The 24,088-nt window shown below is 57.7% G+C and carries 24 protein-coding genes; 13 read left to right on the top strand and 11 right to left on the bottom strand.

The genetic code is table 11. The annotated features are described in order from the left end of the window. Nucleotides 1–336: 336 nt before the first annotated feature. The 7 genes from CKW38_RS18735 (at nucleotide 337) to CKW38_RS18705 (ending at nucleotide 5,624) form a co-directional block, all read left to right on the top strand. Nucleotides 337–804, top strand: a complete 468-nt coding sequence (locus CKW38_RS18735; RefSeq protein WP_095113518.1) for a hypothetical protein — start codon at nucleotides 337–339, stop codon at nucleotides 802–804. Between the two features lie 155 nt (nucleotides 805–959). Continuing rightward, nucleotides 960–1,592, top strand: coding sequence for a TetR family transcriptional regulator (locus tag CKW38_RS18730; protein ID WP_007915913.1), 633 nt, complete (start codon nucleotides 960–962; stop codon nucleotides 1,590–1,592). A 300-nt stretch (nucleotides 1,593–1,892) separates the two neighbouring features. Next, nucleotides 1,893–2,393, top strand: coding sequence for an urease accessory protein UreE (gene ureE, locus CKW38_RS18725; protein ID WP_007915912.1), 501 nt, complete (start codon nucleotides 1,893–1,895; stop codon nucleotides 2,391–2,393). Further along, nucleotides 2,390–3,064 (top strand): urease accessory protein UreF, encoded by a 675-nt coding sequence (locus CKW38_RS18720; protein WP_007915911.1) that lies wholly within the window; start codon nucleotides 2,390–2,392, stop codon nucleotides 3,062–3,064. The genes ureE and CKW38_RS18720 overlap by 4 nt, the downstream gene beginning before the upstream one ends. A gap of 12 nt (nucleotides 3,065–3,076) precedes the next feature. Continuing rightward, complete coding sequence (ureG, locus tag CKW38_RS18715; RefSeq protein ID WP_007915910.1) at nucleotides 3,077–3,691, top strand: urease accessory protein UreG; 615 nt, start codon at nucleotides 3,077–3,079, stop codon at nucleotides 3,689–3,691. Nucleotides 3,692–3,718: 27 nt separating this feature from the next. Continuing rightward, a complete protein-coding gene (locus CKW38_RS18710) occupies nucleotides 3,719–4,291 on the top strand; it encodes a HupE/UreJ family protein (protein ID WP_007915909.1) in 573 nt (190 codons plus the stop codon). Nucleotides 4,292–4,490: 199 nt separating this feature from the next. Next, nucleotides 4,491–5,624 carry an AGE family epimerase/isomerase gene (locus CKW38_RS18705; RefSeq protein ID WP_007915908.1) on the top strand — a complete coding sequence of 378 codons (1,134 nt, stop codon included), beginning with the start codon at nucleotides 4,491–4,493 and terminating at the stop codon, nucleotides 5,622–5,624. Nucleotides 5,625–5,732: 108 nt separating this feature from the next. Here CKW38_RS18705 and CKW38_RS18700 read toward each other — a convergent pair whose 3' ends face one another. The 9 genes from CKW38_RS18700 to CKW38_RS18655 all read right to left on the bottom strand — a co-directional run bounded on the left by CKW38_RS18700 (nucleotide 5,733) and on the right by CKW38_RS18655 (nucleotide 16,919). Beyond that, nucleotides 5,733–6,638, bottom strand: coding sequence for a cation diffusion facilitator family transporter (locus CKW38_RS18700; RefSeq protein ID WP_007915907.1), 906 nt, complete (start codon nucleotides 6,636–6,638; stop codon nucleotides 5,733–5,735). Between the two features lie 200 nt (nucleotides 6,639–6,838). Beyond that, the gene (locus CKW38_RS18695) at nucleotides 6,839–7,603 is read right to left on the bottom strand and encodes an SDR family oxidoreductase (protein WP_007915905.1); all 765 of its coding nucleotides are present in this window, start codon (nucleotides 7,601–7,603) and stop codon (nucleotides 6,839–6,841) included. Nucleotides 7,604–8,443: 840 nt separating this feature from the next. Next, complete coding sequence (locus CKW38_RS18685) at nucleotides 8,444–9,160, bottom strand: ABC transporter ATP-binding protein (RefSeq protein ID WP_007915900.1); 717 nt, start codon at nucleotides 9,158–9,160, stop codon at nucleotides 8,444–8,446. Next, nucleotides 9,157–10,029, bottom strand: coding sequence for an ABC transporter ATP-binding protein (locus CKW38_RS18680; protein ID WP_095113517.1), 873 nt, complete (start codon nucleotides 10,027–10,029; stop codon nucleotides 9,157–9,159). Before CKW38_RS18680 ends, CKW38_RS18685 begins: the two co-directional genes overlap by 4 nt. After that, the gene (livM, locus tag CKW38_RS18675) at nucleotides 10,026–11,327 is read right to left on the bottom strand and encodes a high-affinity branched-chain amino acid ABC transporter permease LivM (protein ID WP_007915896.1); all 1,302 of its coding nucleotides are present in this window, start codon (nucleotides 11,325–11,327) and stop codon (nucleotides 10,026–10,028) included. Before livM ends, CKW38_RS18680 begins: the two co-directional genes overlap by 4 nt. Nucleotides 11,328–11,330: 3 nt before the next feature. Continuing rightward, on the bottom strand, nucleotides 11,331–12,245 hold the full coding sequence (locus tag CKW38_RS18670) for a branched-chain amino acid ABC transporter permease (protein WP_007915894.1): 915 nt from the start codon (nucleotides 12,243–12,245) through the stop codon (nucleotides 11,331–11,333). Between the two features lie 239 nt (nucleotides 12,246–12,484). After that, nucleotides 12,485–13,618 (bottom strand): ABC transporter substrate-binding protein, encoded by a 1,134-nt coding sequence (locus tag CKW38_RS18665; protein WP_007915892.1) that lies wholly within the window; start codon nucleotides 13,616–13,618, stop codon nucleotides 12,485–12,487. A gap of 368 nt (nucleotides 13,619–13,986) precedes the next feature. Beyond that, complete coding sequence (locus CKW38_RS18660) at nucleotides 13,987–15,270, bottom strand: FAD-binding oxidoreductase (protein WP_095113516.1); 1,284 nt, start codon at nucleotides 15,268–15,270, stop codon at nucleotides 13,987–13,989. 158 nt (nucleotides 15,271–15,428) lie between these two features. Then, the gene (locus CKW38_RS18655) at nucleotides 15,429–16,919 is read right to left on the bottom strand and encodes an aldehyde dehydrogenase family protein (RefSeq protein WP_007915887.1); all 1,491 of its coding nucleotides are present in this window, start codon (nucleotides 16,917–16,919) and stop codon (nucleotides 15,429–15,431) included. Between the two features lie 163 nt (nucleotides 16,920–17,082). On the opposite strand from CKW38_RS18655, the gene CKW38_RS18650 reads away from it, so the two are divergent. Further along, the gene (locus CKW38_RS18650; RefSeq protein WP_095113515.1) at nucleotides 17,083–17,979 is read left to right on the top strand and encodes a LysR family transcriptional regulator; all 897 of its coding nucleotides are present in this window, start codon (nucleotides 17,083–17,085) and stop codon (nucleotides 17,977–17,979) included. A gap of 96 nt (nucleotides 17,980–18,075) precedes the next feature. Here CKW38_RS18650 and CKW38_RS18645 read toward each other — a convergent pair whose 3' ends face one another. Then, nucleotides 18,076–18,885, bottom strand: a complete 810-nt coding sequence (locus CKW38_RS18645; RefSeq protein WP_095113514.1) for a helix-turn-helix transcriptional regulator — start codon at nucleotides 18,883–18,885, stop codon at nucleotides 18,076–18,078. A 174-nt stretch (nucleotides 18,886–19,059) separates the two neighbouring features. Here CKW38_RS18645 and CKW38_RS18640 point away from each other — a divergent pair, with 174 nt between their 5' ends. From CKW38_RS18640 to nadE, 5 genes are all read left to right on the top strand, one after another. Then, nucleotides 19,060–20,526 carry a sodium:alanine symporter family protein gene (locus CKW38_RS18640; RefSeq protein ID WP_095113513.1) on the top strand — a complete coding sequence of 489 codons (1,467 nt, stop codon included), beginning with the start codon at nucleotides 19,060–19,062 and terminating at the stop codon, nucleotides 20,524–20,526. Between the two features lie 134 nt (nucleotides 20,527–20,660). Then, a complete protein-coding gene (locus CKW38_RS18635) occupies nucleotides 20,661–20,930 on the top strand; it encodes a hypothetical protein (protein ID WP_038360420.1) in 270 nt (89 codons plus the stop codon). Next, nucleotides 20,923–21,177: a hypothetical protein gene (locus tag CKW38_RS18630; RefSeq protein WP_038360419.1), complete on the top strand. Its 255-nt coding sequence runs from the start codon at nucleotides 20,923–20,925 to the stop codon at nucleotides 21,175–21,177. The genes CKW38_RS18635 and CKW38_RS18630 overlap by 8 nt, the downstream gene beginning before the upstream one ends. 50 nt (nucleotides 21,178–21,227) lie before the next feature. Next, a complete protein-coding gene (pncB, locus tag CKW38_RS18625; protein ID WP_095113512.1) occupies nucleotides 21,228–22,451 on the top strand; it encodes a nicotinate phosphoribosyltransferase in 1,224 nt (407 codons plus the stop codon). A 4-nt stretch (nucleotides 22,452–22,455) separates the two neighbouring features. Further along, nucleotides 22,456–23,283: an ammonia-dependent NAD(+) synthetase gene (gene nadE, locus CKW38_RS18620; RefSeq protein ID WP_095113511.1), complete on the top strand. Its 828-nt coding sequence runs from the start codon at nucleotides 22,456–22,458 to the stop codon at nucleotides 23,281–23,283. Between the two features lie 172 nt (nucleotides 23,284–23,455). On the opposite strand, the gene azu is transcribed toward nadE, so the two are convergent. Next, the gene (azu, locus tag CKW38_RS18615; protein WP_007915878.1) at nucleotides 23,456–23,902 is read right to left on the bottom strand and encodes an azurin; all 447 of its coding nucleotides are present in this window, start codon (nucleotides 23,900–23,902) and stop codon (nucleotides 23,456–23,458) included. Nucleotides 23,903–24,088 lie beyond the last annotated feature (186 nt).

Below are 24,088 nucleotides of genomic sequence, written 5' to 3'. Positions count from 1 at the left end.
TGAAACGGCGGGCCAAAGCGGCCCTCATGAAATCTACGACTGGCAAACCAGCCGCAGGTTTAATCGAAAGGCCGATTACTGCGCAAAAAGTCGCGCGAAATCTGACCAATCAGTCGAACAGTGTTACCGCGACCGCACTTTTGCGAGGCGCGAGTGAGTCGGAAATACCCACCTCGGTGCAAAACCGTCGGCCGGAAAGCCGCGATCTAGAGCCTCCCGGCAGAACAATCAATTCTGTTGATTATTACCATTGCGTTTATGAACTTTTATATCGACTTATCGAGAGTAGCATTGCCCTCGTACCCACTTTATCGCCCTCCCAAGGAGCAACCCATCATGAAACGCCAATTACTGCTCAGCCTTACCCTGTCGATGCTAGCCAGCACTGCTTTCGCCCTGCCCGCTGCCGACCAAGCGACTCCGCAAGTTAAATCCAGCCACTCGGTATTCAGCCAAACCGTAGCAGCTGATGGTTCGGACCGTACTCCACAAGGCCAGACCCTGGCTGAAGGCGGCCGCGATCGCCTGGAAGAGAAAGGTCTGGTTCAAGACGGCTACGACAAGACTCCTCAAGGTCAAACTCTGGCGTCTGACGGTAGCGACCGCACTCCACAAGGCCAGACCCTGGCGTCTGACGGTAGCGACCGCACTCCACAAGGCCAGACCCTGGCTTCTGACGGCGGCGACCGCACCCCACAAGGCCAGACCCTGGCTTCCGATGGCGGCGATCGCACTCCACAAGGCCAGACCCTTGCCGAAGGTGGTGGTGACCGTGTGATCGAACGCAACAGCGCTTTGAGCTAAGCCCATGGCGGCCTCGAAAAAAAGCCCAATCCACGGATTGGGCTTTTGACTTTTCCGGCCCGATAAAATCTTCCGCTGCATGCCCTCCCGTTCGACGCCGACAAAGCCGATTTGCTAGAGTGCGGCGCTTGTCCTGCCAAAGAACACACCCTGCGATGCTGCCCCGCGCCGAACAGAAACAACAGACCCGCAACGCCTTGATGGACGCTGCCCGCCACCTGATGGAAAGCGGCCGAGGATTCGGCAGCCTGAGCCTGCGCGAAGTGACGAAAACCGCCGGGATTGTGCCCACCGGTTTCTACCGGCATTTTGCCGATATGGACGAGTTAGGCCTGGTGCTGGTCAGCGAAGTCGGCCAGACCTTCCGCGAAACCATTCGCTTGGTGCGCCACAACGAATTCGTCATGGGCGGCATTATCGACGCCTCGGTGCGGATTTTCCTCGACGTGGTCAGCGCCAATCGCTCGCAATTTCTGTTTCTTGCGCGCGAGCAGTACGGCGGTTCGCTGCCGGTGCGCCAGGCGATCGGGCGCTTGCGCGAGAACATCAGTTCCGACCTCGCGGCCGACCTGACGATGATGCCCAAACTGCAGCATCTGGATGCCGCCGGTTTGAGCGTGATGGCTGACCTGATCGTCAAATCGGTGTTCGCTACCCTCCCCGACATCATCGACCCGCCCGCCGAAGCCTTGCCGGAGCATCTGACGCCGCAGGCGAAGATTACCCAGCAACTGCGCTTTATCTTTATCGGCCTCAAGCACTGGCAAGGGCTAGGCAGTACCGAGTAACAACCTCTTCCTTACTGATACATCCGGTCCCCTGTAGGCCTTCGCCTGCTCGCGATAGCGGTTTAACAGCTACATATTTGCTGACTGACACTGCGCTATCGCGAGCAGGCTCACTCCTACAAAGGTGCGGTGTCACAGCCTCCATTTGGTGCATTAAAAAATCTTCACGCACCAAAACCTTTCATATTCCCGCAACATCTTGAAACATCCACTACGCTCCGACAGGGATTTCCTACATCTCGTCCGATTGGCAAGGCCCTTGCTCTAGCCAGAGTATTGTCCATAGCTGGAAGCTTTCCGATGCTGGTGATTCACCGCAGAATCGACCCTCAACCCGTCTGGGCCGCCGAGTTGCACCTGACCTTCGAAGCACGGAGCAAAAGCCGTTTGCGCTGTTTCAGTGCCGAGGGCGAAGACGTCGGGTTGTTTTTGGAGCGCGGTCAGTCGCCGCTGTATGACGGCGAATGCCTACAGGCTGAAGACGGCCGCATCGTCCGCGTCTGCGCCCGTCCCGAACACCTGTTGCATGTCACCTGCGCCAACGCCTTCGAACTGACCCGCGCTGCCTATCACTTGGGTAACCGCCACGTCGCCCTGCAAGTCGGCGATGGCTGGCTGCGTTTGCTCGACGACTACGTGCTCAAAGCCATGCTGGAACAGCTTGGTGCGCAGGTCGAAGCGATCGAAGCGCCATTCCAGCCGGAGCACGGCGCCTATGGCGGCGGCCATCACCATTCACGCCACGGCGACGAAGACTTCAATTACGCGCCGAAACTCCATCAGTTCGGCGTACGCCTGTGAATCCGGCCTGGGCGCTGCTGCGCCTGGCCAGTCCGCAGCTGCCGATTGGCGGCTACAGCTATTCGCAAGGCCTGGAAATGGCGGTGGATAACGGCCGCGTCAACAACCCGGACAGCGCGCGGCGCTGGATCAGCGATCAGTTGCTGCTCAACCTCGCTCGCTTCGAAGCGCCGCTATTGCTCGCGCATTGCCAGGCGGCGGCGGATGAACAGTGGGCTGATTTGCAGATCCTTTGCGAAAGCCATCGCGCCAGTCGCGAGACGCGCGAGTTGCATCTGGAGAGCCGGCAGATGGGCTATTCGTTGCAGCAGTTGCTCAACGGTTTGCCAGAACTCGACGCATCCGCCCGCAGCTTTCTCGATCAATGCACTGAACCGCATCTGGCCCTGTGCTGGGCGCTGGCCGCGCGCGCCTGGGGTATCAACCCGCAGGACGCGCTCGCCGCGTGGTTGTGGAGCTGGCTGGAAAACCAGCTCGCCGTATTGATGAAAACCCTGCCGCTGGGTCAGCAAGCCGCGCAACGCCTGACCAGCGAACTGCTGCCGCTGCTGCAACAGGCGCAGCAGGACGCCAGCCGAATCGATCCCGAACACATGGGCAGCGCCGCGTTTGGTCTGTCCCTGGCGTGCATGGCCCACGAGCGCCAGTACAGCCGACTCTTCCGTTCTTAGGAGCAACACTCGATGAACACACAACCTCTGCGCGTCGGCATCGGCGGCCCGGTCGGTTCCGGCAAAACCGCGTTGACCCTGGCCCTGTGCCTGGCCCTGCGCGAGCGCTACAACCTCGCCGTGGTCACCAACGATATCTACACCCGCGAAGACGCCGATTTCCTCGTGCGCAACGAAGCTCTCGCACCGGAGCGGATCATCGGCGTTGAAACCGGCGGCTGCCCGCACACGGCGATCCGCGAAGACGCCTCGATCAACCTTGAAGCGGTCGATCAACTGAACCGGCGTTTTCCGGGGCTGGATCTGATTCTGGTGGAATCCGGCGGCGACAACCTCTCGGCGACTTTCAGCCCGGAGCTGTCCGACCTGACCATCTACGTGATCGACGTCTCGGCCGGCGACAAGCTGCCGCGCAAGGGCGGACCGGGGATCTGCAAATCCGATCTGCTGGTGATCAACAAGATCGACCTCGCGCCGCTGGTGGGCGCCTCGCTGGAGATGATGGACAGCGACACCAAACGCATGCGCAACGGCAAGCCGTTCGTTTTCAGCAACCAGAAAACCGGTCAGGGCCTTGAGCAAATCATCGCCTTCATCGAACGCCAGGGCCTGCTGACCGCAGCCTGATTCACTGCTCAACAAGGAAGCTTATCCATGACACTCAAACGTATTCTTGGCGCTGTGGCGCTGCTGCTGACGCCGGCATTGGCTTTCGCACACCCGGGGCATGGCGACAGTGGCTTGATCGCCGGTATCAGCCACCCGATCGGCGGCCTCGACCATTTGCTGGCGATGGTGGCGGTCGGTTTGTGGGCGGCGCAGCAGCAAGGCGCGGCGCGCTGGGCGCTGCCGTGCACATTTGTCGGCACCATGTTGATTGGCGGCATGCTTGGGTTTGAAGGGCTGGAATTGCCGGCGCTGGAAAGCGGGATTGCCGCGTCGGTGCTGGCGTTGGGTCTGGCGGTGGCGCTGGCGGTGCGTCCGCCGTTGGTCATGGCGGTGGTGGCGACGGCGGTATTTGCGCTGTTCCATGGCGTGGCGCATGGCTTGGAACTGCCGGACATGAGCAGTCCTTGGGCGTATGCGGCGGGTTTTGTGGCCGCGACAGCTGCACTGCATGCGGCGGGTTATGCCGTAGTGCGTTTCCTGCCTAAGGCTGCGGCACCGTTGGTGCGCCTTGCAGGTGCTGCCTCAGCAATAACAGGCGCCTGGCTGCTGGCAGGCTAATCTCCATCGCCTGTACCGGTCTCATCGCTGGCAAGCCAGCTCCCACAAGGATATTTGGTGTTCACACAATTGTGGACTGACCCAATCACCTGTGGGAGCTGGCTTGCCAGCGATGACGGCCGATCAGACACCAAGACTCTAACGGCCGCCGCTCTGCTACCATGTCGCGCAATCGCCCCAGCCGTGACGACGTCCGCCCATGCCCCACGCTTCCCGCTCCACCTCCCTGCCTGAATTGACCGCCCTGTTTGGCGCTGTGCAACAGCACTTCGTCGACGTGATCGTGCCGCTCTGGCAAGGCCCGGGCTGGAACGCCGACATGGCGTTGCCCTATGAGGCGCTGGACGCCGCGCATCAGCCGCTGCCACCGCAGCGCTACCGGGCGATGGCCTGTGCGCGACAGCTGTATCTGTTTTCCAGTCTGATCGGAGTTGTGGATAACGCTGAAGTCCGTGCGGCGGCGCTGTTCCGCTCCTTGCAACGGCACTTTCATGATGCCGATCATGGCGGCTGGTTCTATAGCATCGATGCCCAGGGCAAGCCGCTGGATCAGCGCAAGGATCTCTACACCCACGCGTTTATCCTGTTTGCCTGCGCGCATTACTGGGCAAAGTCCGGCGATCCGCTGGTCGAGTCGACGCTGAACGCGGCCCTGGAAATCATTGGCCGACGCTTCGCCACCGGCGATGGATTGTACGAAGCCTGCCTGGAACGCGACTGGATCACCCTGCAAACCGGTCCGCTGCAAAACCCGTTGATGCATCTGGCCGAAGCATTCCTCGCGACCCTTGCCGTGCGCGAAGATGCCCAGACGCAGAAAGCACTGCTGGAGTTATGCACAGCCATGCACAAGCGGTTCGTCGATCCGCAATATGGCGTGTTGATGGAGAAGCCGCTCGGCGCTGTGGATAACTGGTATGAGCCGGGGCACCAGTTCGAATGGTATTTCCTGCTCGAATCGTCGCCGTTGTTGCGCGGTTCGAAATTGCACGCCGCACTGGATCGAGCGTTTGCGTTCACCGAGCAATACGGTGTGGTGCAGCCATCCGGCGCGGTGCGGGCAATGCTCGATCTGGAAATGGACGGACGCCCGCGAGACTCGACCCAGCGGATCTGGGCGCAGGCGGAATATCTGCGCGCGCTGACCTTGCGTCAGGGCAGTGAAGCGGTGGTGCTGCGCCAGTTGCAGGCGTTGCAGCAGCGATTCCTGCATGCGGGTGGCTGGCATGAGTGTCGGGATGAGTTGGGCGAGGTTAGCCGCAAGGACATGCCTTCGACTACGCCGTATCACTTGGCGACTTGCTATAGCGGCCTGGCTGAATATCTGCGCTGACGGATAAATAGCTATCGCGAGCAGGCTCACTCCTACAGGGAACGCATTCCAAATGTAGGAGTGAGCCTGCTCCGGGCGGCAAACCGACGAATGGCCGTTACGTGGTCTTCAGGCAATCCATTTCTTGTCCCCGGTAAAGCTGATGGTCAACCATCGCGCCGCATCCGGCTTGCCCAGTTTCGCCGAAATCTCCTCGCGCAACGCATCCAGCTGTCCGACATTGCTCAACGCATAATCCGCCGGCAACACCACATGAATCTCGATAAACCGTGCCCGTCCGTGCTTCTGCACGTACGACACGTAATCATCGAAACCATGCTCGGTTTTCGCCGCCTCCATCACCTGCCGGACCTGATCATCCAGTGTATCCGGCGCAATCCCCAGCACATCGCGTAAGGCCGGGCCAAGGATCTTGAACGCTGGCGGCAACATGGTCAGCGCCAGCACGATCAGGATCAACGGGTCGACATACACCGCCCACTCGCCATAGCCCTGGGACTTGAGCAGCAACGCCGCGAGGAAACTGATCAACAGGCCCACGGACAGCATCGCGTCCACCAGCCAGCTGATGTTGTCGAACTGGATCAGGCTGGATTTGAGCTTGCGGTTACGCCGACGCACGTAGAAGAAATAAGCGAACTCGACAACGGTAAACACCGCCGCATAAATGATCACCAGCCCCAGTTCGATCTCGCGACCACCGTTGATGATGCCAAACACGCCGTTGAGAAACGCGTAGATCGCGATCAACATCAGGAAGCTGCCTTCGATAAGCAGCACCATGGGTTCCAGATGCCAGAAACCGAATTGGAAACGGTGATTGCTTTCCTTGGCGATCAACTTGGCCGTGATCAACATCAGGACTTTGATGAACGTTGCGATCAGCGAGAAAAAACCATCGAACAGGATGGATTGCGAACCAGAAACAAAACCGGTGACGATCCCGGCAATCGCCACAGCCAACATCAGAATGGTCGATTGTTTGAGCAGTGCCTGCTCACCTCGGTTACTCACTTTGACTCCTCGAAAAACCTTGAAAACCGCGGGGTGCGGTTGAGTTGTTGCGAGGGGAGTTTACCTTATCGCCATTTTTTGCCTGTTCTGGCCTCATCGCTGGCAAGCCAGCTCCCACAAGTATCGAGCCGTTCACAAGATTTGTGTACGCCAATAAACCTGTGGGAGCTGGCTTGCCAGCGATTGGCCTTAACGCGGTGTCAGGCCTTATTGCGCTCAATGGCAAACCCGGCCCAGGTCTGGCTCACCGGCATCAATTCCAGGCTGTTGATGTTGATGTGCGCCGGCGCATTCATCACCCAGAAAATCGTTTCGGCGATGTCCTGCGGCTGGATCGGCTCGGCACCGGCGTAAGTCGCGTTGTAACGCTCCTGATCGCCAGCAAAACGCACCAGCGAGAACTCGCTCTCACACAGTCCTGGCTCGATGTTGCTGACCCGCACACCGGTGCCCTGCAAGTCGCAACGCAGGTTCAGCGAAAACTGTTTAACGAACGCTTTGGTCGCGCCATACACGTGGCTGCCCGGGTACGGATAGTTGCCCGCGATGGAGCCAAGGTTGACGATGCCGGCGCCACGGCCATGGGCAATCAGGCGCGGCAGCAGCAGGCGGGTTGCGTACATCAGGCCTTTGACGTTGGTGTCGACCATGGTGTCCCAATCGTCCAGATCGCACTTCGGCGCCGGGTCCACGCCCAGTGCCAGACCTGCGTTGTTGATCAGGCCACGCAGCTTGGCGAACGATGGCGGCAAGTTGGCAATCGCCTCCTCCATCGCCTTGCGATCGCGCACATCGAGCACCAGGCCATGCACTTCGGTCTGCTTCGACAGCTCGGCGCACAGCGCATTGAGGCGTTCTTCACGACGACCGGTCAGCACCAGTTTCCAGCCAGCCTCGGCAAAACGGCGGGCACAGGCTTCACCAAATCCGGACGTCGCGCCGGTGATAAACAGGGTGTTGGACATCGTGTTCTCCTTGCTTCGACCGCCGGGGCAGCCCTTGGAATAGAAAATCAGCAGGCAGCATGCCCGCACGCGCATTCACGGGCAACACCCACAAGCTGTACAAAAAACAACCAATCGCACCAACGCTATAGCAACCGTGGCCTGTAGCCATGTGCACGCATGTTATCCACAGTCCCTTCCACAGTTTCCGGGGGCAAGTGCAAACGCGCAAAGCCGCGCCACACAAGGCTTTGCGGGCGAAATAGAAAGTTTTTTGCTTGACCCTGAAGTGGCGGATGTGCGGGACATGGCATTTTGCACGAGCGGACAGTCAACACAGTGATTGCGCGAGGCCAGTAATTACGGCCCTCAGCGCAGTCTTTCCAGAGTTTAATCACAGACTTATCCACAGGCTTGTTGACATGCAATGGCCGCTGAGGCGGCACCCAAAAAAAGGTTGACAACGACGTCTCCCGCTCTCGTAAAAATGCCTGATCAAAAAACAACCACATCCTTGCAGGCCACGGCGCACAAGGCGCGCAGCCAGATACACCCACGTTATTCACAGCCAGCTCCACAGTAACCGGGGACAAGTCAAAACTGTGGAAAAACAGCCATTTGCAGCGTCTATATGTCGCGCTTTGGCAGCTATGGGAATTTGTTTTCCACAATTCCACGCAAGACTTGAAATCACTGATCAATTCCCTGTAGGAGCTGCCGAAGGCTGCGATCTTTTGATCTTTAAAGACAACATCAAAAGATCGCAGCCTTCGGCAGCTCCTACACAGGCGTGCGGTATGTTTGCGGAATGAAAAAGCCCCGGGACTTGCGTCGCCGGGGCTGTGCATAACGCTGGAAGAATCAGTGCCCGCCCAGATAGGCGTTACGCACCTCCTCATTCACTAGCAACTCTTTACCCGTGCCGGTCAGGCGAATCTCGCCGTTGACCATCACATACGCGCGGTCAGACAGTTTCAGCGCATGGTTGGCGTTCTGCTCGACCAAAAAAATGGTCATGCCGGTTTTCGCCAGTTCACGCAGGGTCGCAAAGATCTGCTTCACCACAATCGGCGCCAACCCGAGGCTAGGTTCATCGAGCAGCAATAGCTTCGGCCGACTCATCAATGCCCGGGCAATGGCGAGCATTTGCTGCTCACCGCCAGACATGGTCATCGCCCGTTGGTTACGTCGCTCTTCCAGCCGTGGAAACAGCGTAAACATGCGCTGCATGTCCTCTTTGGCGTACTTGTCGCCAATCGGGATGGTGCCCATCAGCAGGTTCTCCTCGACGGTCATGTCGGGAAACACCCGCCGCCCTTCCGGCGACTGCGCAATGCCGTTGGAAGCAATGTAGTGCGAGGACTTGTGGGTGATATCGACGCCTTGATAAAGGATCTGCCCGCCCGCGGCCCGTGGCTGGCCGAAGATCGACATCAGCAACGTCGATTTCCCCGCCCCGTTGGAGCCGATCAGGCTGACGGTTTCCCCTTCATTGATCTGCAGCGACACACCTTTGAGGGCCTGGATCGGGCCGTAGAACACGTCGAGGTCTTTGAGTTCGAGGATCGGTTGCGTCATACCAGCTCCTCTTCGTCGGCGCCCAGATAGGCAGCGATCACTTTCGGATCGTTACGGATCACTTCAGGTCCGCCTTCGGCGATGACGATGCCGTGGTCCAGCACCACGATGTGATCGGAAATACTCATAACCATGCCCATGTCGTGTTCGATCAGCACCACGGTCAGATCGTGCTCGTCGCGCAGCAGCCGGATCATCGCGCTCAGCGCTTCGGTTTCCTGAGGGTTGAGGCCGGCGGCCGGTTCGTCCAGGCAGATGATCTGCGGCCGCGTGCACATGGCTCGGGCGATCTCCAGACGGCGTTGCTGACCGTAGGAAAGTTCACCGGCGAGACGGTTGGCACAGTCCACCAGATCGACCACTTCCAGCCAGTAGAACGCGCAGTCCAGCGCGTCACTTTCGGCCTTGCGGTAGCCCTTGGTGTTGAGGATGCCGGCGAGCATGTTGCGGTTGACCCACATGTGCTGGGCCACCAGCAGGTTTTCCAGTACCGACATTTCCTTGAACAGACGAATGTTCTGGAATGTCCGCGCCAGGCCTGCACGGTTTACCAGGTGCGTACCGCCGAACATCTTGTAGTACATGCGGCTGAGGAAGGATTTCGGCGAGACAAAATCCGTCGGTTTGAACGACTCGCCCAGCAACTGAATGACGTTGGTCTGCTGGCCGCGCACATTGAGTTCGATCTTGCCGCCGGTGGCTTTGTAGAACCCGGTCAGGCAGTTGAACACCGTGGTCTTGCCGGCGCCGTTGGGGCCGATCAGGGCGAAGATCGAGTTGCGTTTTACCTTCAGGCTGACATCGCTCAAGGCCTTGATGCCACCGAAATGCATCATCAGTTTTTCAACAGAGAGTACGACTTCACTCATGGCGCAGTCCTCTCATAATGAATGGCACCTTTGCGTGGAGTGACCCCGGTACGGCTGATGCGAATCAGCCCGCGTGGTCGCCAGATCATCATCAACACCATCAGGATGCCGAACAGCAGCACGCGATATTCAGCGAAGCCGCGCAGCAATTCCGGAGCGACGGTGAGTACGAACGCGGCAATCACCACGCCGATGGTCGAGCCCATGCCGCCGAGCACGACGATGGCGAGGATCAGTGCCGATTCGAAGAAGGTGAACGAGGTCGGGTTGACGAAGCCCTGGTAGGTGGCGAAAAACACCCCGGCCAGACCTGCGGTCGATGCACCGATAGTGAACGCCGAGAGCTTGACCAGCACGTGGTTGAGGCCCATCGAGCGGCAGGCGATTTCATCTTCACGCAAGGCTTCCCAGGCGCGACCGACCGGCATTTTCACCAGCCGATGCTTGATGTACAGCACAGCCAACACCACGAGGAACAACACCGCATAGATGAAGTAATACTTCACGTCCGGGTTGTAGGCGATGCCGAAGAACTCGTGAAACGGCACCCCGCCATCCTTCGCCCGTTTGCCGAATTCCAGACCGAAGAACGTCGGCAGTGGCGCTGGCATACCGTTCGGGCCGCCGGTCAGCGACAACCAGTTGTTGAGGACCAGGCGAATGATTTCACCGAAGCCCAAGGTCACGATTGCCAGATAGTCGCCGTGCAGACGCAACACCGGGAAGCCAAGGATGCACCCGGCCAGCCCGGCAGTGATTGCCGCCAGCGGCAACACCGTCCAAAAGCCCAGACCGAGATACTGATAACCGAGCGCCAGACCGTAGGCACCGATGGCGTAGAACGCCACGTAACCCAGATCGAGCAGACCGGCCAGACCGACCACAATGTTCAACCCCAACCCCAGCAGCACGTAGATCAATCCGAGGATCACCACGCCCAGCAGATAGGAGTTGGAAACAAACGGCACGATGATCGCCAGCACAATCAGCAGCGGGATGATCCAGCGCAGGCTCGATTTATGGTCGCTTGGCAGCACATGCACACCGGAACCGGTGCTCTCGAATCCGTCGAGGATTTTCAGGCCCTTGGGTGTTTGCAGGAACAGGCTGAGGGCGAAGCGGCCGATCATGACAATGCCGATAATCCACGCCACGCGGGTCGGCTCAAGATTGAAGCTGTAACCCTCGAGTACGACGCCGACAATCGGCCCGAATACGATCAGGGCAATCAGGCCGGCCAGAATCGCCTCAACCAGGCTTTTTTTGATATCAATGCTTTTTTGAGTGGTTGAAGACATCGCTTACACCTTCGACACAAGAGGACGGCCCAACAGGCCCTGCGGCCGGAAGACCAGAACAAGTACGAGCAGCGAGAAGCTGAACACGTCTTTGTAGTCGGAGTTGACCAGACCGGAGAACAGCGACTCGGAAATGCCGAGGATGATCCCGCCGAGCATGGCCCCGGGCAGCGAACCGATCCCGCCAAGCACCGCCGCGGTGAACGCCTTGATGCCGATGATGAAGCCGGCATAGAAGTCGAAAGTGCCGTAGTTCATGGTGATCAGCACGCCGGCCAGCGCCGCCATGGCTGCACCGATGATGAACACATAGGAAATGACCCGATCGGTATTGATGCCGAGGATCGAAGCCATCTTGCGGTCTTGCTGGGTCGCACGGCACATGCGTCCGAGCTTGGTGTACTTGATGACGTAGGTCAGCAAGCCCATACCGACGAACGCGGCCACCAGAATGAAGACTTTGGTGTAGGTCAGTTGCACGAAGCCAGTACCGACTTCAACACGCCACGCCCCGGTCAGCAGGGTAGGCACACCCTGTTGTTTGGCGCCTTGGGCGATCTGTGCGTAGTTTTGCAGGATCAGGGAGATACCGATGGCGCTGATCAACGGCGCCAGTCGGGTCGAGTTGCGCAGGGGTTTGTAAGCGACACGCTCGATGACCCAGCCATACACCGCCGTGATCACGATGGTGAAAATCAGGGTGCCGAGCATCAGCAGCGGGAAGGATTCAATACCGAAGTACGCCAGCAGAGCCAGACTGATTGCCGCCAGGTAAGCAGAAATCATGTAAACCTCGCCGTGGGCGAAGTTGATCATGCCGATGATGCCGTAGACCATTGTGTAGCCGATGGCGATCAGGCCATAGACCGACCCGAGGGTCAGGCCGTTGACCAGTTGCTGCAGGAAAATACCATCCATAACGCAATCTCACGCAGTGAGAACCTGCACACCCGGGGTGTGCGGTTCTTCTAGGAAAAATACAGATTTACGTCGGAGCAATGTCAGCCACGATCCACCCGTCACCACCGCCCCCTGTAGGAGTGAGCCTGCTCGCGATAGCGGATTAACATTCAACACATGTGTTGCCTGTAACTCCGTCATCGCGAGCAGGCTCACTCCTACAAAGGAACCGTGGGATCAGCTGATCGCGTCAGCCCTTACTTCTGTTTTTCCAGCTGGTGATATTTGCCGTCCTTGTCCCACTGGTAAACCACGTAGTCGGAGACTTTCAGGTCGCCCTTGGAGTCCCAGGTTTTTTCGCCCATGACGGTTTTCACCGGATTTTTCTTCAGCCAGGCTGCGGCCTCTTCGCCCTTGTTGGACTTGGCACCGTTGAACGCGGCAGCCAGGGTCTGCACCGAAGCGTAGGCGTACAGGGTGTAACCCTCAGGCTCGGTACCGGCCTTGCGGAAAGCGTCTACCACAGTCTTGCTGTCTGGCAGCAAGCGCGGGTCGGCGCCGAAGGTCATCAGCACGCCGTCGACGAATTGCGGGCCACCGGCGGTGGTCACCAGTTCGTCAGTCACGATGCCGTCATCGGACATGAACTTGACGTCTTTCAGGCCTTGTTCACGCAGCTGGCGAACCAGCGGGCCGGCCTCCGGGTGCAGACCGCCGAAGTAGACGACGTCGGCGCCGGCGCCACGGATCTTGGTGACGATGGTGCTGAAGTCTTTTTCACCACGGGTCAGGCCTTCGTACAACACAGGCGTCACGCCACGCTTGACCAGTTGTGCCTTGGTGGCATCCGCCAAGCCTTGGCCGTAGGTGTCTTTGTCGTGCAGCACAACGACTTTCTTGCCCTTGAGCACGTCGACGATGTAGTCGCCGGCCACAATGCCCTGTTGGTCGTCACGCCCGCACATACGGAACATGGCGCTGAGGCCGCGCTCGGTGACTTGCGGGTTGGTCGAACCCGGGGTGATGGCGATGATCCCGGCTTCGTCGTAGATTTCCGACGCTGGAATGGTCGAAGAGGAGCAGAAGTGACCGACCACGCCGGCGACTTTCTGGTTGGTGAGGTCCTTGGCGACCGTCACGGCCTGCTTCGGCTCGCAGGCGTCATCGCCTTTGACCAGAACGATTTTCTCCCCGTTGACGCCACCCGCCGCGTTGACTGCATCAGCCGCTGCCTGTGCACCCTTCATGTACTGCTCGCCAAATGCCGCGTTGGCGCCCGTCATTGGACCCGCTACACCGATTTTCACATCAGCTTGAGCAAACGCAGAAACACCCAACGCAGTAGCCACTGCGAGGGCCAGAAAGCCTTTCTTGTAAAACGTCTGGGACATGAGGTGGTGCTCCAAGGTTTTTTTTAGTTGGCACTGCGACTTCACTTCACTGAATGCTCAGAGCAAGGGCCGTGCCATCGGTTTTTTATTCTTCAAAAAGTCGCTGCTTTCTTGTTATTTCGACTGTTTCGTTCCCATTTTCATTGGGCGTGCAACCGTCTAAACCGCGGAAGGTGAAACCATTTATTTTTTCAGGCGCAACCCGCACGCGCCATCATTGCAACCGCGGCGCCAAACGACGTGCAACCAGCCTGTAACAGCCCGCGTCACCGAACTGCACACTGCTGGTGCGGGACTGCTACAACCCGCACCATTACAGGCTAGTCGCTGCATCGAAAAGCGCCGCTTCCGGCAACATATTTCAACACTCAAATGACGATGCGCAGGCACTGGCCCGCGTGATACAGCGAGAAACCGGCCTCGTACAGGCAACTGCGCAAGCCCACGCCGGCCAAGGGCTGCATCGGTGCGAAGGGAATCGGCAGGGCTTGCGGATTGCCGTTACACAGATAATCAGCGAAAGCCTTGCCGACCACGGTGCCGGTAGTGACGCCACGGCCGTTGTAACCGGTGACGGCCACCAGTCCCGGCGCCGGCTCGAACAAACGCATGAGGTGATCGGGTGTAAACGCAATGCGCCCGGTCCAGGTGCATTCCCACTCGACGGGTTTCAGATTGGGGAAGTAATGCTGCTGCACGCGATCGGCCCAGGCCTTGAGAAACCAGGTCGGCTTCTGATTGCCGTTGCCGAGGCTGCCGAGCAATAACCGGCCTTCTTTGTCGCGACGAATGCTGCTCAGCACTTGCCGCGTATCCCACGAGCCCTGCCCGCCCGGGAGAATTTGCTGCGCGGCGTCTTCGGTCAACGGCACCGACGCGACCTGATAGTAGTAACCGGGGAAGAAGTTGCGCTTGAGCTCGGTCCAGTCGCCTTCGGTGTAGGCGTTGGAGGCGATGACCACTTGCTCGGCCAGCACCGAACCGTGCTCGGTCTGCACCGACCATTTCGTGCCCTGACGCTCAAGGCGAGTGACCGGTGAATGATCGAACAGTTGCCCGCCGAGACCGCTTACCGCATTGGCCAGCCCGGTGACATAAGCCATCGGATTAAGCGTACCGGCGCGGCGATCAAGCAACGCAGCGGCGATTTTTTGCGTGCCCGTGGCTTGCTCGCACGCCTTGCCAGTGAGCAATTCGACTGGCGCGCCACGGCGTTTCCATTGTTGTTCACGACTGCGCAGATCCGCTTCGCCCTTGGCGTTGTGCGCCATGTGCAGGGTGCCTTCGCGGCGTAACTGACAATCGATGTTGTACTTATCCACAAGGCTGAACACCAGCGCTGGCGCCGCCCCGAGCATGCGATTGAGCTGACTGCCGACCGCTTCGCCAAACCCGGCTTCGATCTCGTCCGGTGGAATCCACATGCCAGCGTTGACCAGCCCGACGTTGCGCCCGGAACCACCGTGACCGGCGCGATGGGCCTCCAGCACGCAGACGCTTTTGCCCTTTTCCAACAGATGCAGCGCCGCCGACAACCCGGTAAACCCGGCGCCGATCACGCAGACATCGACTTTGACTTCACCCCTGAGCGCGGTGTTATCTGGCCTTTGTGGCGTGAGCTTTTCCCACAGACATTCTTCGCGTAACGGCATTGCCAGACTCCAACAGAAACCTAACAAACACTGCAAAATGATCGTTCCCACGCTCTGCGTGGGAATGCAGTCAGGGACGCTCTGCGTCCCAAAAGCGAACGCGGAGCGTCCGCTGAGGCATTCCCACGCAGAGCGAGGGAACGATCGATCTCAACCTATCAGTCGAATGTGATGCCCTGCGCCAGCGGCAGCTCCAGCGAGTAGTTCACGGTGTTGGTCTGGCGGCGCATGTACGCGCGCCACGCATCGGAGCCGGACTCACGACCGCCACCGGTTTCCTTCTCGCCACCAAAAGCGCCGCCGATTTCGGCACCGCTCGGGCCGATGTTGACGTTGGCGATACCGCAATCACTGCCCACCGCCGACATGAACTGCTCGGCTTCACGCACGTCCGTGGTGAAAATGCACGACGACAAACCTTGCGGTACAGCGTTATTCAGGCGCAGCGCTTCCTGGAAATCGCTGTAGCCGACCACGTACAGAATCGGTGCGAAGGTTTCGCTACACACCACATCGCTCTGCTCCGGCATTTCAACAATCGCTGGCGAAACGTAATAAGCATTGGGGAACTGGTCTTCCAGTTGACGCTTGCCGCCAAATACCCGCCCACCCTCGCTCAACGCCTGCTCCAGCGCGTCCTGCATGTTTTCGAAGCTGTGCTTGTCGATCAGCGGGCCGACCAGATTGCCTTCCAGCGGGTTGCCGATGCGCACTTTCGAGTAAGCGGCCTTGAGACGCGTGACGATTTCTTCTTTGACCGACTCATGAGCGATCAGACGGCGCAAGGTGGTGCAACGCTGCCCAGCCGTACCCACGGCGCTGAACAGAATCGCACGTACCGCCATGTCGAGATCCGCGCTCGGGCCGAGGATCATCGCGTTGTTACCGCCCAATTCCAGAATGCTGCGAGCGAAACGAGCGGCGACTTTCGGCGCCACTTCGCGGCCCATGCGTGTGCTGCCAGTGGCGCTGATCAACGCAACACGCGGGTCATCGACCAAGGCTTCGCCAGCGTCGCGACCACCAATAATCACCTGGCAAAGATTCGCTGGGGCGTCGGTGAAATTCTTCACTACACGATCAAACAGCGCCTGGCAGGCCAACGCGGTCAGCGGAGTTTTCTCCGACGGTTTCCACACCACCGGGTTGCCGCAGACCAGCGCCAGCGTGGTGTTCCACGCCCACACTGCGACCGGGAAGTTGAACGCGCTGATCACCCCGACCACGCCCAGCGGATGCCAGGTTTCACGCATGTGGTGGCCCGGACGCTCGGAGGCAATGGTCAAACCGTACAACTGGCGGGACAGGCCGACGGCGAAATCGCAGATGTCGATCATCTCCTGCACTTCACCCAGACCTTCCTGGGTGATCTTGCCGGCCTCCCAGGAAACCAGCTCGCCAAGATCAGCCTTGTATTCGCGCAGCACTTCACCGAATTGACGCACCAGCTCGCCGCGACGCGGGGCCGGCACCTTGCGCCATTGCTCGAACGCATGATCTGCGCGACTGATGTGCTGCTCGACTTCGGCCGGGCCTTCCCAGTTGACGGCGGCAATGCGGCTGCCGTCGATCGGCGAATGCACCGGCACTTTGCCGTTCTGATAAAGGGCCGGGTTCACACCAAGACGATCAAGCAATGCGGCAACCATGGGTCACTCCTCAAGCAAAAAACTGAATGTGTGCGGACGCTTTTTCGCGACCGGGCAGGCCTTTAGTTGTAGCGTCACAATGGCAAGGCAACAAACGACCTTTACGCGAGATATCATTCCGTTTATTCATGCTGGGCATAGAAAGACAAGAAAAGGATCAGCCATGCTGAACAAACGCCACTTGCCATCGATCACCGCATTGCAGTGTTTCGAGGCCGTGACCCGTCACCTGAGTTTCACCCGCGCCGCCGAGGAGCTGAACCTGACCCAGAGCGCAGTGAGCAAACAGGTCGCGCAGCTTGAAGAGCTGCTGCAGCACTTGTTGTTCCGCCGGGTGCGTCGGCGCTTGCAGATGACCCCGGCCGGGGATTTGTACTTGGTCGAAGTACGAAAAATCCTCACGCAAGTGGAAATGTCGACGCATTACCTGCGTTCCTACGGTGGTGAAACCGAAGTCCTGCGCGTGTCTACGCCATCGACCTTCGGCGCGCGCTGGCTGGTGCCGCGCCTGAAAGGCTGGCGTCTGCGCCATCCATCAATTCACCTGGATTTGTGCAACGAGCAAGAAGCGGATGATCTGCTGCAAGGGCGCAGTGATCTGGCGTTCTATTTTGGTCAGGGCTCACGGCCCGGCACTGAATGCCTGAAGTTGTTCGGCGAAGAACTGGTGCCGGTGTGCGCGCCGGGCAGCCTTCCGGACACGCCGTTCACTGATCCGACGCAACTTACCGATCTGGTCCTCCTGCAAAATGCCTCGCGCCCGCAAGCCTGGCACGACTGGTTCGACAGTCAGGGTTACCAGACCGAACACAGCTACCACGGGCCGCGTTTCGAAACCTTTTATATGTGCATTCGCGCCGCGCAGGTCGGCTGTGGTGTGGCGTTGTTGCCGCGGTTTCTGGTGGAAGAGGAATTGGCCGACGGCAAACTGGTCATTCCCTGGCAGCATGCAATGCCCAGTTCCGACGCGTATTACCTGGCGTATCCAGAGCATGCGGCGGAAGTGCCGAAGGTGCGGGATTTTGTCAAGTGGATGCTCGAACAGATCGACAATCCCTGACCGATCGCCCTGTAGGAGATGTCGAGTGCAACAAGGCTGCGATCCTTTGATCTTAAAAGGCCGACATCAAAAGATCGCAGCCTGCTATGAGTTCTGTCAGGCGATAACAAACAGGCCCTCGACAACCTGAGCCTGAGCCAGACGCGCGCGCAGATCATCATCGATAGCGCAATCATCAGGCTTGTACAACCGAACGCGTCGATACGCATCGACGCGATTGATTTCCTGCCCGAGATATTCCCAGACAACCCTCGAGCACGCAGGAGCACGATGATCCGCCGCTGAAACCCCTATTTTCAAACCATTGAGCCGTGTAATACAGCTTTTGAAACTTGGGATGAGAATGGTCTGGCTGATTTCGTTGGAGGTAAGCGACTCATAATCGATGAAAAACAAGCGATCACGCAGGTAATAAGCAACACCCAGATATTGATACCGTTCAAAATCTTCCCTAGCCCCGGCTATCTGTAAGCGCTCGTTTCTCTCGTAGACGACGTCATCCCCCTCCCCCCGTACATGCACGAGCGAACACAGAATGGAGCCGGGGTCAGTCATTGCGTGGTAATACTCGTAGTAATAACCGATGTGGGCTTTCAGTTCCGCTGAAGACTTCTGACGCAGATGCTCATGCATTATCTGTGGCGCAGTTACCTCGCCCAAGGCTGGGTTCTTATGAGCTTTCACGCCAATCAGGTTGATGAATTGCTCCGTTGGAAGTCCAATCTCAAACTCCTCCACACCAAAGAAGTCGCAGATTCGTTTGAGATTAAAAGGTGTCGGAACGCTTTTCCCACAAAGGTACTTATTGAATTGCCCACGATTAATGCGAACTTTCCTACAAACCTCCGCGACAGATCGGTAGTGACTGCACAGCAGTCTCAAGTTTGCCGGAAGAAACTCACACATACAGTAATCCAACAAAAATCAAGAAGAGGCAACCATAGCAGCAAATCGCATCACTTTTAAGCAACTTGCGAAATTGCGCCGGATGAAATATGGCTGGATATTACGACACCTGAAAGCCTTCAGGACTGACGACACCATTAATTCGCCAGCACTCTATATAGCAAGGAGCTTTGAATGCTAGACGTCATCAACGATTTTTTGTCGGGCAAGGTATTAATACCTTTAGTTCTTGGATTGGGAAGCTATTTCACTATCCGATCGGGATTTGTCCAGATTAGATATTTCCGCCACATGTTCGGTGTTTTACACGGAAGTTGGCGCGCAGGCAGTCATCAATTGAGTTCATTTCAGGCACTCACACTCAGTCTTGCCGGACGCGTGGGCACCGGCAATATCGTTGGGGTCGGGATTGCCGTCAGCATGGGTGGGCCCGGCGCCGTATTCTGGATGTGGATGACCGCACTTTTGGGTATGTCAAGCAGCCTCTTCGAATGCACGCTGGGCCAGCTCTATAAACGCAACGACGAAAACGGTCTCTATCGAGGGGGTCCGTGTTGGTACATCCAGCACGGTCTGGGTAAACGCTGGCTCGGGATAATAGCGGCTGTATTAATGCTGGTGACCTTCGGCTTTGCAATCAATGGACTCGAGTCCCATGCAGTATCTCACTCGCTAAAGGATGCGTTTGGTCTGCCCCCCATGTGGTCAGGACTCGCACTTTCCTTGATGCTGGGAGTCGTCCTCATCGGCGGCATAAAGCGCATAGCAGCAGTAGCCGACCTTTTGGTTCCTATCAAGGTCCTCGCCTATATCGGCGTGACGGGCTACGTGTTGATTCTGCAGTTCGATCAAGTTCCGACAATGCTAGTGACCATTATCAAAAGCGCACTCGGTCTGGATCAGGCGCTTGGCGGTTTGATTGGAAGTGCAATTATCATGGGTGTCAGACGCGGGGTATTTTCCAACGAAGCAGGACTGGGTAGCGCTCCCAACGTTGCGTCAGTAGCGAAGGTCAGTCATCCGGTTGCACAGGGCGTCGTACAAGCACTGAGTGTTTTCATCGATACATTCGTAATCTGCACATGCACTGCACTAATGATTTTGCTGTCCGGTTTCTACACTCAGGGCCTTGAAGGTGACGGGATCGCTCTGGCACAAAACTCGTTGGCAGCCGTTGTAGGAGAATGGGGGCGGATGTTTATCAGCGTGGTACTTGCGTTGTTTGTATTCACGGCGATGCTTTACAACTACTACTTGGGAGAAAACAGTTTGCGCTTCATGTTTGACGAACCGCGTAAAGTGCTGATTCTCTATCGTGCGCTAGTGTTGACTCTAGTATTCTGGGGATCGATAGAAGATCTTTCCACTGTTTTGGCTTTTGCAGATATCACCATGACGTTACTGGCACTCGTCAACCTGATAACGATGGCCCTGCTTTTCAAGATATGCCTGCGCATCTTGCGTGATTACGATGACCAACGCCGCGCCGGAGTCGAGACACCCATTTTCGATTCAAAATTATTTCTTGATCTGGATCTTGATCCTGTGGCGTGGCCACCGTTAGCTTGCCGCTCAAGCACAATGAAACTTGGCGAGCCCTCTGCCCCCCCGGGAATCAGCAAACAGATTGCTCAGGCTTAGATAGAACAGATGCAGAGCCATTAAACCAAGTAATGGCTCTGCAGAAGGCAAACCAATAAATCCAACCATCGAACTAAAATAATATTAGGTTCCTCGACCTGTCACGTCTAAAACAATCTGAAAGAGCTTATCCCATGAATCGATTTCATCCGCTCAAAGCAAACGCAACCAACATTCCCACCTTCTTTATAGACTCGCATGCCGCACCTGATCAGTTATTTGAAGACGCCTGCTTCAGAATCCGCGCGGCCGCCAGTCTCCTGGAGACGTTCACCTCAGTCACTATTAAAGGAACCAACGACTCTGACTTCTATCGACTAATACTGCCTGCCTATGTATTACTTCAGGATGGTGTTGATACGCTGGAACAGATCTCCTTCAAGGGAAGCTTCATCCATGTATAAAATTGCAACCAACGAAATGATAAGAGCGGCCATGATTAAAGCAGTTGAAACCAAGCTGATACCAAGACACTCTCTGCTCGCCGAGTATATAAAGAGCTGGGACTGTCTTGAACAAGTGCTTCACGCCGCACTTGAGGTACAACCGAAAATGAACAATTTTTGCGGGCTAAGGTGTATGGCCTCAGCGGATCTTTCACCTGAAATCAAAAAAGCACTGGCAATCCCCACCGCTGATATGCGCCACTAGCGCCATTGTTTGAGACCGCGCACAGGCGCGGCGCACCTGGAGACCCCGTTATGAGCGAGAGCGTGTTTGCCGATCGCATCGTGCAGAACCTGCTCGACACCGACTTCTACAAACTGACGATGATGCAGGCGGTGCTGCACAACTACCCCAACGTCGAAGTCGAATGGGAGTTTCGTTGCCGTAATAGCGAAGATCTGCGCCCGTATCTGGCCGAGATCCGTTTTCAGATCGAGCGTCTGGCCGAACTGAGCCTGAGCGCCGATCAACTGAGTTTCCTTGAGCGGATCAGCTTCCTCAAACCGGATTTCCTGCGTTTTCTCGGATTGTTCCGCTTCAACCTGCGCTATCTGCACACCGGTATCGAGAACGGCGAACTGTTCATCCGTCTGCGCGGGCCGTGGCTGCATGTGATTCTCTACGAAGTGCCGTTGCTGGCGATCGTCAGCGAAGTGCGCAATCGCTATCGCTACCGCGAAACCGTGCTTGAACAAGCGCGCGAACAGCTCTATCGCAAGTTCGACTGGCTGACCGCCAACGCCTCGGCCGACGAGTTATCGCAGCTGCAGGTCGCCGACTTCGGCACCCGCCGGCGCTTTTCGTTCGGCGTGCAGGCAGAAGTGGTGAACGTGCTCAAGCACGACTTCCCCGGCCGTTTTGTCGGCACCAGTAACGTGCATCTGTCGCGAGAACTGGACATGAAACCGCTGGGCACCATGGCCCACGAATGGATCATGGCGCACCAGCAACTCGGCCCACGGCTGATCGACAGCCAGATCGCCGCGCTCGATTGCTGGGTCCGCGAATACCGTGGCCTGCTGGGGATCGCGCTCACCGATTGCATCACCACCGATGCATTTCTCGGCGACTTCGACCTGTTCTTCGCCAAGCTGTTTGACGGCCTGCGCCATGACTCCGGCGATCCTGTGGTGTGGGGCGAAAAATGCATTGCGCACTATCACAAGCTCGGCATCGACCCGATGAGCAAGACCCTGGTGTTCTCCGACAGCCTGACCCTGCCCAAGTCGCTGGAGATCTTCCGCGCCCTGCACGGCCGGATCAATGTCAGCTTCGGCATCGGCACCAACCTCACCTGTGACATTCCGGGTGTCGAACCGATGAGCATCGTGCTTAAAATGACCGCCTGCAACGGCCAACCGGTGGCGAAGATCTCCGACGAGCCAGGCAAGTCCCACTGCAAAGACCCGAATTTCGTCGCTTATTTGCGACACGTTTTCCAGGTTCCTGCCGATTCCAGTCTATCTAGCAAGGAGTGAATTCATGCAAGCCGTACAGCGTGAGATTGCTGAACAGCTCAAGGTGCAACCGCCGTTCGCCGACTACCAGGCCCTGCAGGCCGAAGTCGCCCGGCGCATTACCTTTATTCAGGATTGTCTGGTCAATTCCGGGCTCAAGACACTGGTGCTGGGCATCAGCGGCGGCGTCGACTCGCTGACCGCCGGCCTGTTGGCCCAGCGGGCGATGCGTGAGCTGCGCGACCAGACCGGCGACAACAGCTACAAATTCATCGCCGTGCGCCTGCCGTACGAAACCCAGTTCGACGAGCACGACGCCCAAGCCTCGGTGGATTTCATCGCCCCGGACGAACGTCACACGGTCAACATCGGCCCAGCGGTGAAATCGCTGGCCAGTGAAGTGGCGGCGTTTGAAGGCAAGCACGCGGTGTCGGTGGACTTCGTATTGGGCAACACCAAGGCGCGCATGCGCATGGTCGCGCAGTACACCATCGCCGGCGCGGCGCACGGGTTGGTAATCGGCACCGATCACGCGGCGGAAGCGGTGATGGGTTTCTTCACCAAGTTTGGTGACGGCGCCTGCGATCTGGCACCGCTCAGCGGTCTGGTGAAGAATCAGGTTCGCGCGATTGCCCGCAGCTTTGGCGCGCCGGAGTCGCTGGTCGAGAAAGTGCCAACGGCGGATCTGGAAGATCTGTCGCCAGGCAAACCGGATGAAGCATCGCACGGCGTGACCTATGCCGAGATCGATGCGTTCCTGCACGGTGAGCCGGTGCGTCAAGAAGCGTTCGACATCATCGTCGCGACCTACAACAAGACTCATCACAAACGCATGATGCCGTTTGCGCCTTAAGCGCTGACGGAATGAAAAAGCCCGCTGAGGAGTGATCCTCAGCGGGCTTTTCTTTGGCCATTGCTTTCATTGATGCGAATGGCCCCTTCGCGAGCAGGCTCGCTCCCACATTGATGGCGCAAACCTGTGGGAGCGAGCCTGCTCGCGAAGAACGATGACGCGGTTGACCGGCTTACTTGACAGTAATGGTGCCTTTCATCATCGAGATGTGGCCTGGGAACGAGCAGAAGAAGCCGTATTTATCAGTGCCGGCCAGCTTCGACACGTCGAAGGTTACCGAGTCAGTTTCCTTGGCACCGATGATTTTGGTGTGCGCGATCACGCGAGCATCGCCATCTTTCAGGTAGTTTTTGTCGATGCCAGCAGCCAGGCCATCAGTGGCGATTGGCTGCATGTCCGCTTCTTTGCTGATTACCAGGTTATGGCCCATGACGTTCTTCGGCAGGCTGCCGGAGTGAGTCAGTTCAACGGTGAAAGTCTTGCAGCTCTTGTCGATCACGATTTCCTTGGTGTTGAAGGACATCTGATCGGTGGAGTCAACGGTGGTTTTGCACTCGGCAGCCATCAATTGGCTGCTGGCCAGCGCCAGCAGGGATACCGCAACAACTTTGGAAAACATGGTGAATCTCCAAGGCAGGGTTAACAAAAACACGAATGGTGGAAAGACTGCCTGAAATCTTCGCAAGTTCCTATGACTTGAGTCAAAAATTGTATACAACTTTCAGGCTATGACACTCATCGAGACAATCTAACGGCCAGAATTCCGGGCCCGGCCTATGATCGGCGCATCTACTGAGACGGAGTG

The sequence above is a fragment of the Pseudomonas sp. Irchel 3H7 genome (assembly GCF_900187605.1).
Lineage (GTDB): Bacteria > Pseudomonadota > Gammaproteobacteria > Pseudomonadales > Pseudomonadaceae > Aquipseudomonas.
The sequence above is the reverse complement of the archived record's forward strand: the minus strand, read 5'-3'. Positions and strand labels throughout refer to the sequence as shown.

Bases quoted from the DNA above. Each gene is read 5' to 3' on its own strand.
- CKW38_RS18735 (WP_095113518.1), top strand. From the start codon at position 337: ATGAAACGCCAATTACTGCTCAGCCTTACCCTGTCGATGCTAGCCAGC.
- CKW38_RS18730 (WP_007915913.1), top strand. From the start codon at position 960: ATGCTGCCCCGCGCCGAACAGAAACAACAGACCCGCAACGCCTTGATG.
- ureE (WP_007915912.1), top strand. From the start codon at position 1,893: ATGCTGGTGATTCACCGCAGAATCGACCCTCAACCCGTCTGGGCCGCC.
- ureG (WP_007915910.1), top strand. From the start codon at position 3,077: ATGAACACACAACCTCTGCGCGTCGGCATCGGCGGCCCGGTCGGTTCC.
- CKW38_RS18710 (WP_007915909.1), top strand. From the start codon at position 3,719: ATGACACTCAAACGTATTCTTGGCGCTGTGGCGCTGCTGCTGACGCCG.
- CKW38_RS18705 (WP_007915908.1), top strand. From the start codon at position 4,491: ATGCCCCACGCTTCCCGCTCCACCTCCCTGCCTGAATTGACCGCCCTG.
- CKW38_RS18695 (WP_007915905.1), bottom strand. From the start codon at position 7,603: ATGTCCAACACCCTGTTTATCACCGGCGCGACGTCCGGATTTGGTGAA.
- CKW38_RS18685 (WP_007915900.1), bottom strand. From the start codon at position 9,160: ATGACGCAACCGATCCTCGAACTCAAAGACCTCGACGTGTTCTACGGC.
- CKW38_RS18680 (WP_095113517.1), bottom strand. From the start codon at position 10,029: ATGAGTGAAGTCGTACTCTCTGTTGAAAAACTGATGATGCATTTCGGT.
- livM (WP_007915896.1), bottom strand. From the start codon at position 11,327: ATGTCTTCAACCACTCAAAAAAGCATTGATATCAAAAAAAGCCTGGTT.
- CKW38_RS18670 (WP_007915894.1), bottom strand. From the start codon at position 12,245: ATGGATGGTATTTTCCTGCAGCAACTGGTCAACGGCCTGACCCTCGGG.
- CKW38_RS18665 (WP_007915892.1), bottom strand. From the start codon at position 13,618: ATGTCCCAGACGTTTTACAAGAAAGGCTTTCTGGCCCTCGCAGTGGCT.
- CKW38_RS18660 (WP_095113516.1), bottom strand. From the start codon at position 15,270: ATGCCGTTACGCGAAGAATGTCTGTGGGAAAAGCTCACGCCACAAAGG.
- CKW38_RS18655 (WP_007915887.1), bottom strand. From the start codon at position 16,919: ATGGTTGCCGCATTGCTTGATCGTCTTGGTGTGAACCCGGCCCTTTAT.
- CKW38_RS18650 (WP_095113515.1), top strand. From the start codon at position 17,083: ATGCTGAACAAACGCCACTTGCCATCGATCACCGCATTGCAGTGTTTC.
- CKW38_RS18645 (WP_095113514.1), bottom strand. From the start codon at position 18,885: ATGTGTGAGTTTCTTCCGGCAAACTTGAGACTGCTGTGCAGTCACTAC.
- CKW38_RS18640 (WP_095113513.1), top strand. From the start codon at position 19,060: ATGCTAGACGTCATCAACGATTTTTTGTCGGGCAAGGTATTAATACCT.
- CKW38_RS18635 (WP_038360420.1), top strand. From the start codon at position 20,661: ATGAATCGATTTCATCCGCTCAAAGCAAACGCAACCAACATTCCCACC.
- CKW38_RS18630 (WP_038360419.1), top strand. From the start codon at position 20,923: ATGTATAAAATTGCAACCAACGAAATGATAAGAGCGGCCATGATTAAA.
- pncB (WP_095113512.1), top strand. From the start codon at position 21,228: ATGAGCGAGAGCGTGTTTGCCGATCGCATCGTGCAGAACCTGCTCGAC.
- nadE (WP_095113511.1), top strand. From the start codon at position 22,456: ATGCAAGCCGTACAGCGTGAGATTGCTGAACAGCTCAAGGTGCAACCG.
- azu (WP_007915878.1), bottom strand. From the start codon at position 23,902: ATGTTTTCCAAAGTTGTTGCGGTATCCCTGCTGGCGCTGGCCAGCAGC.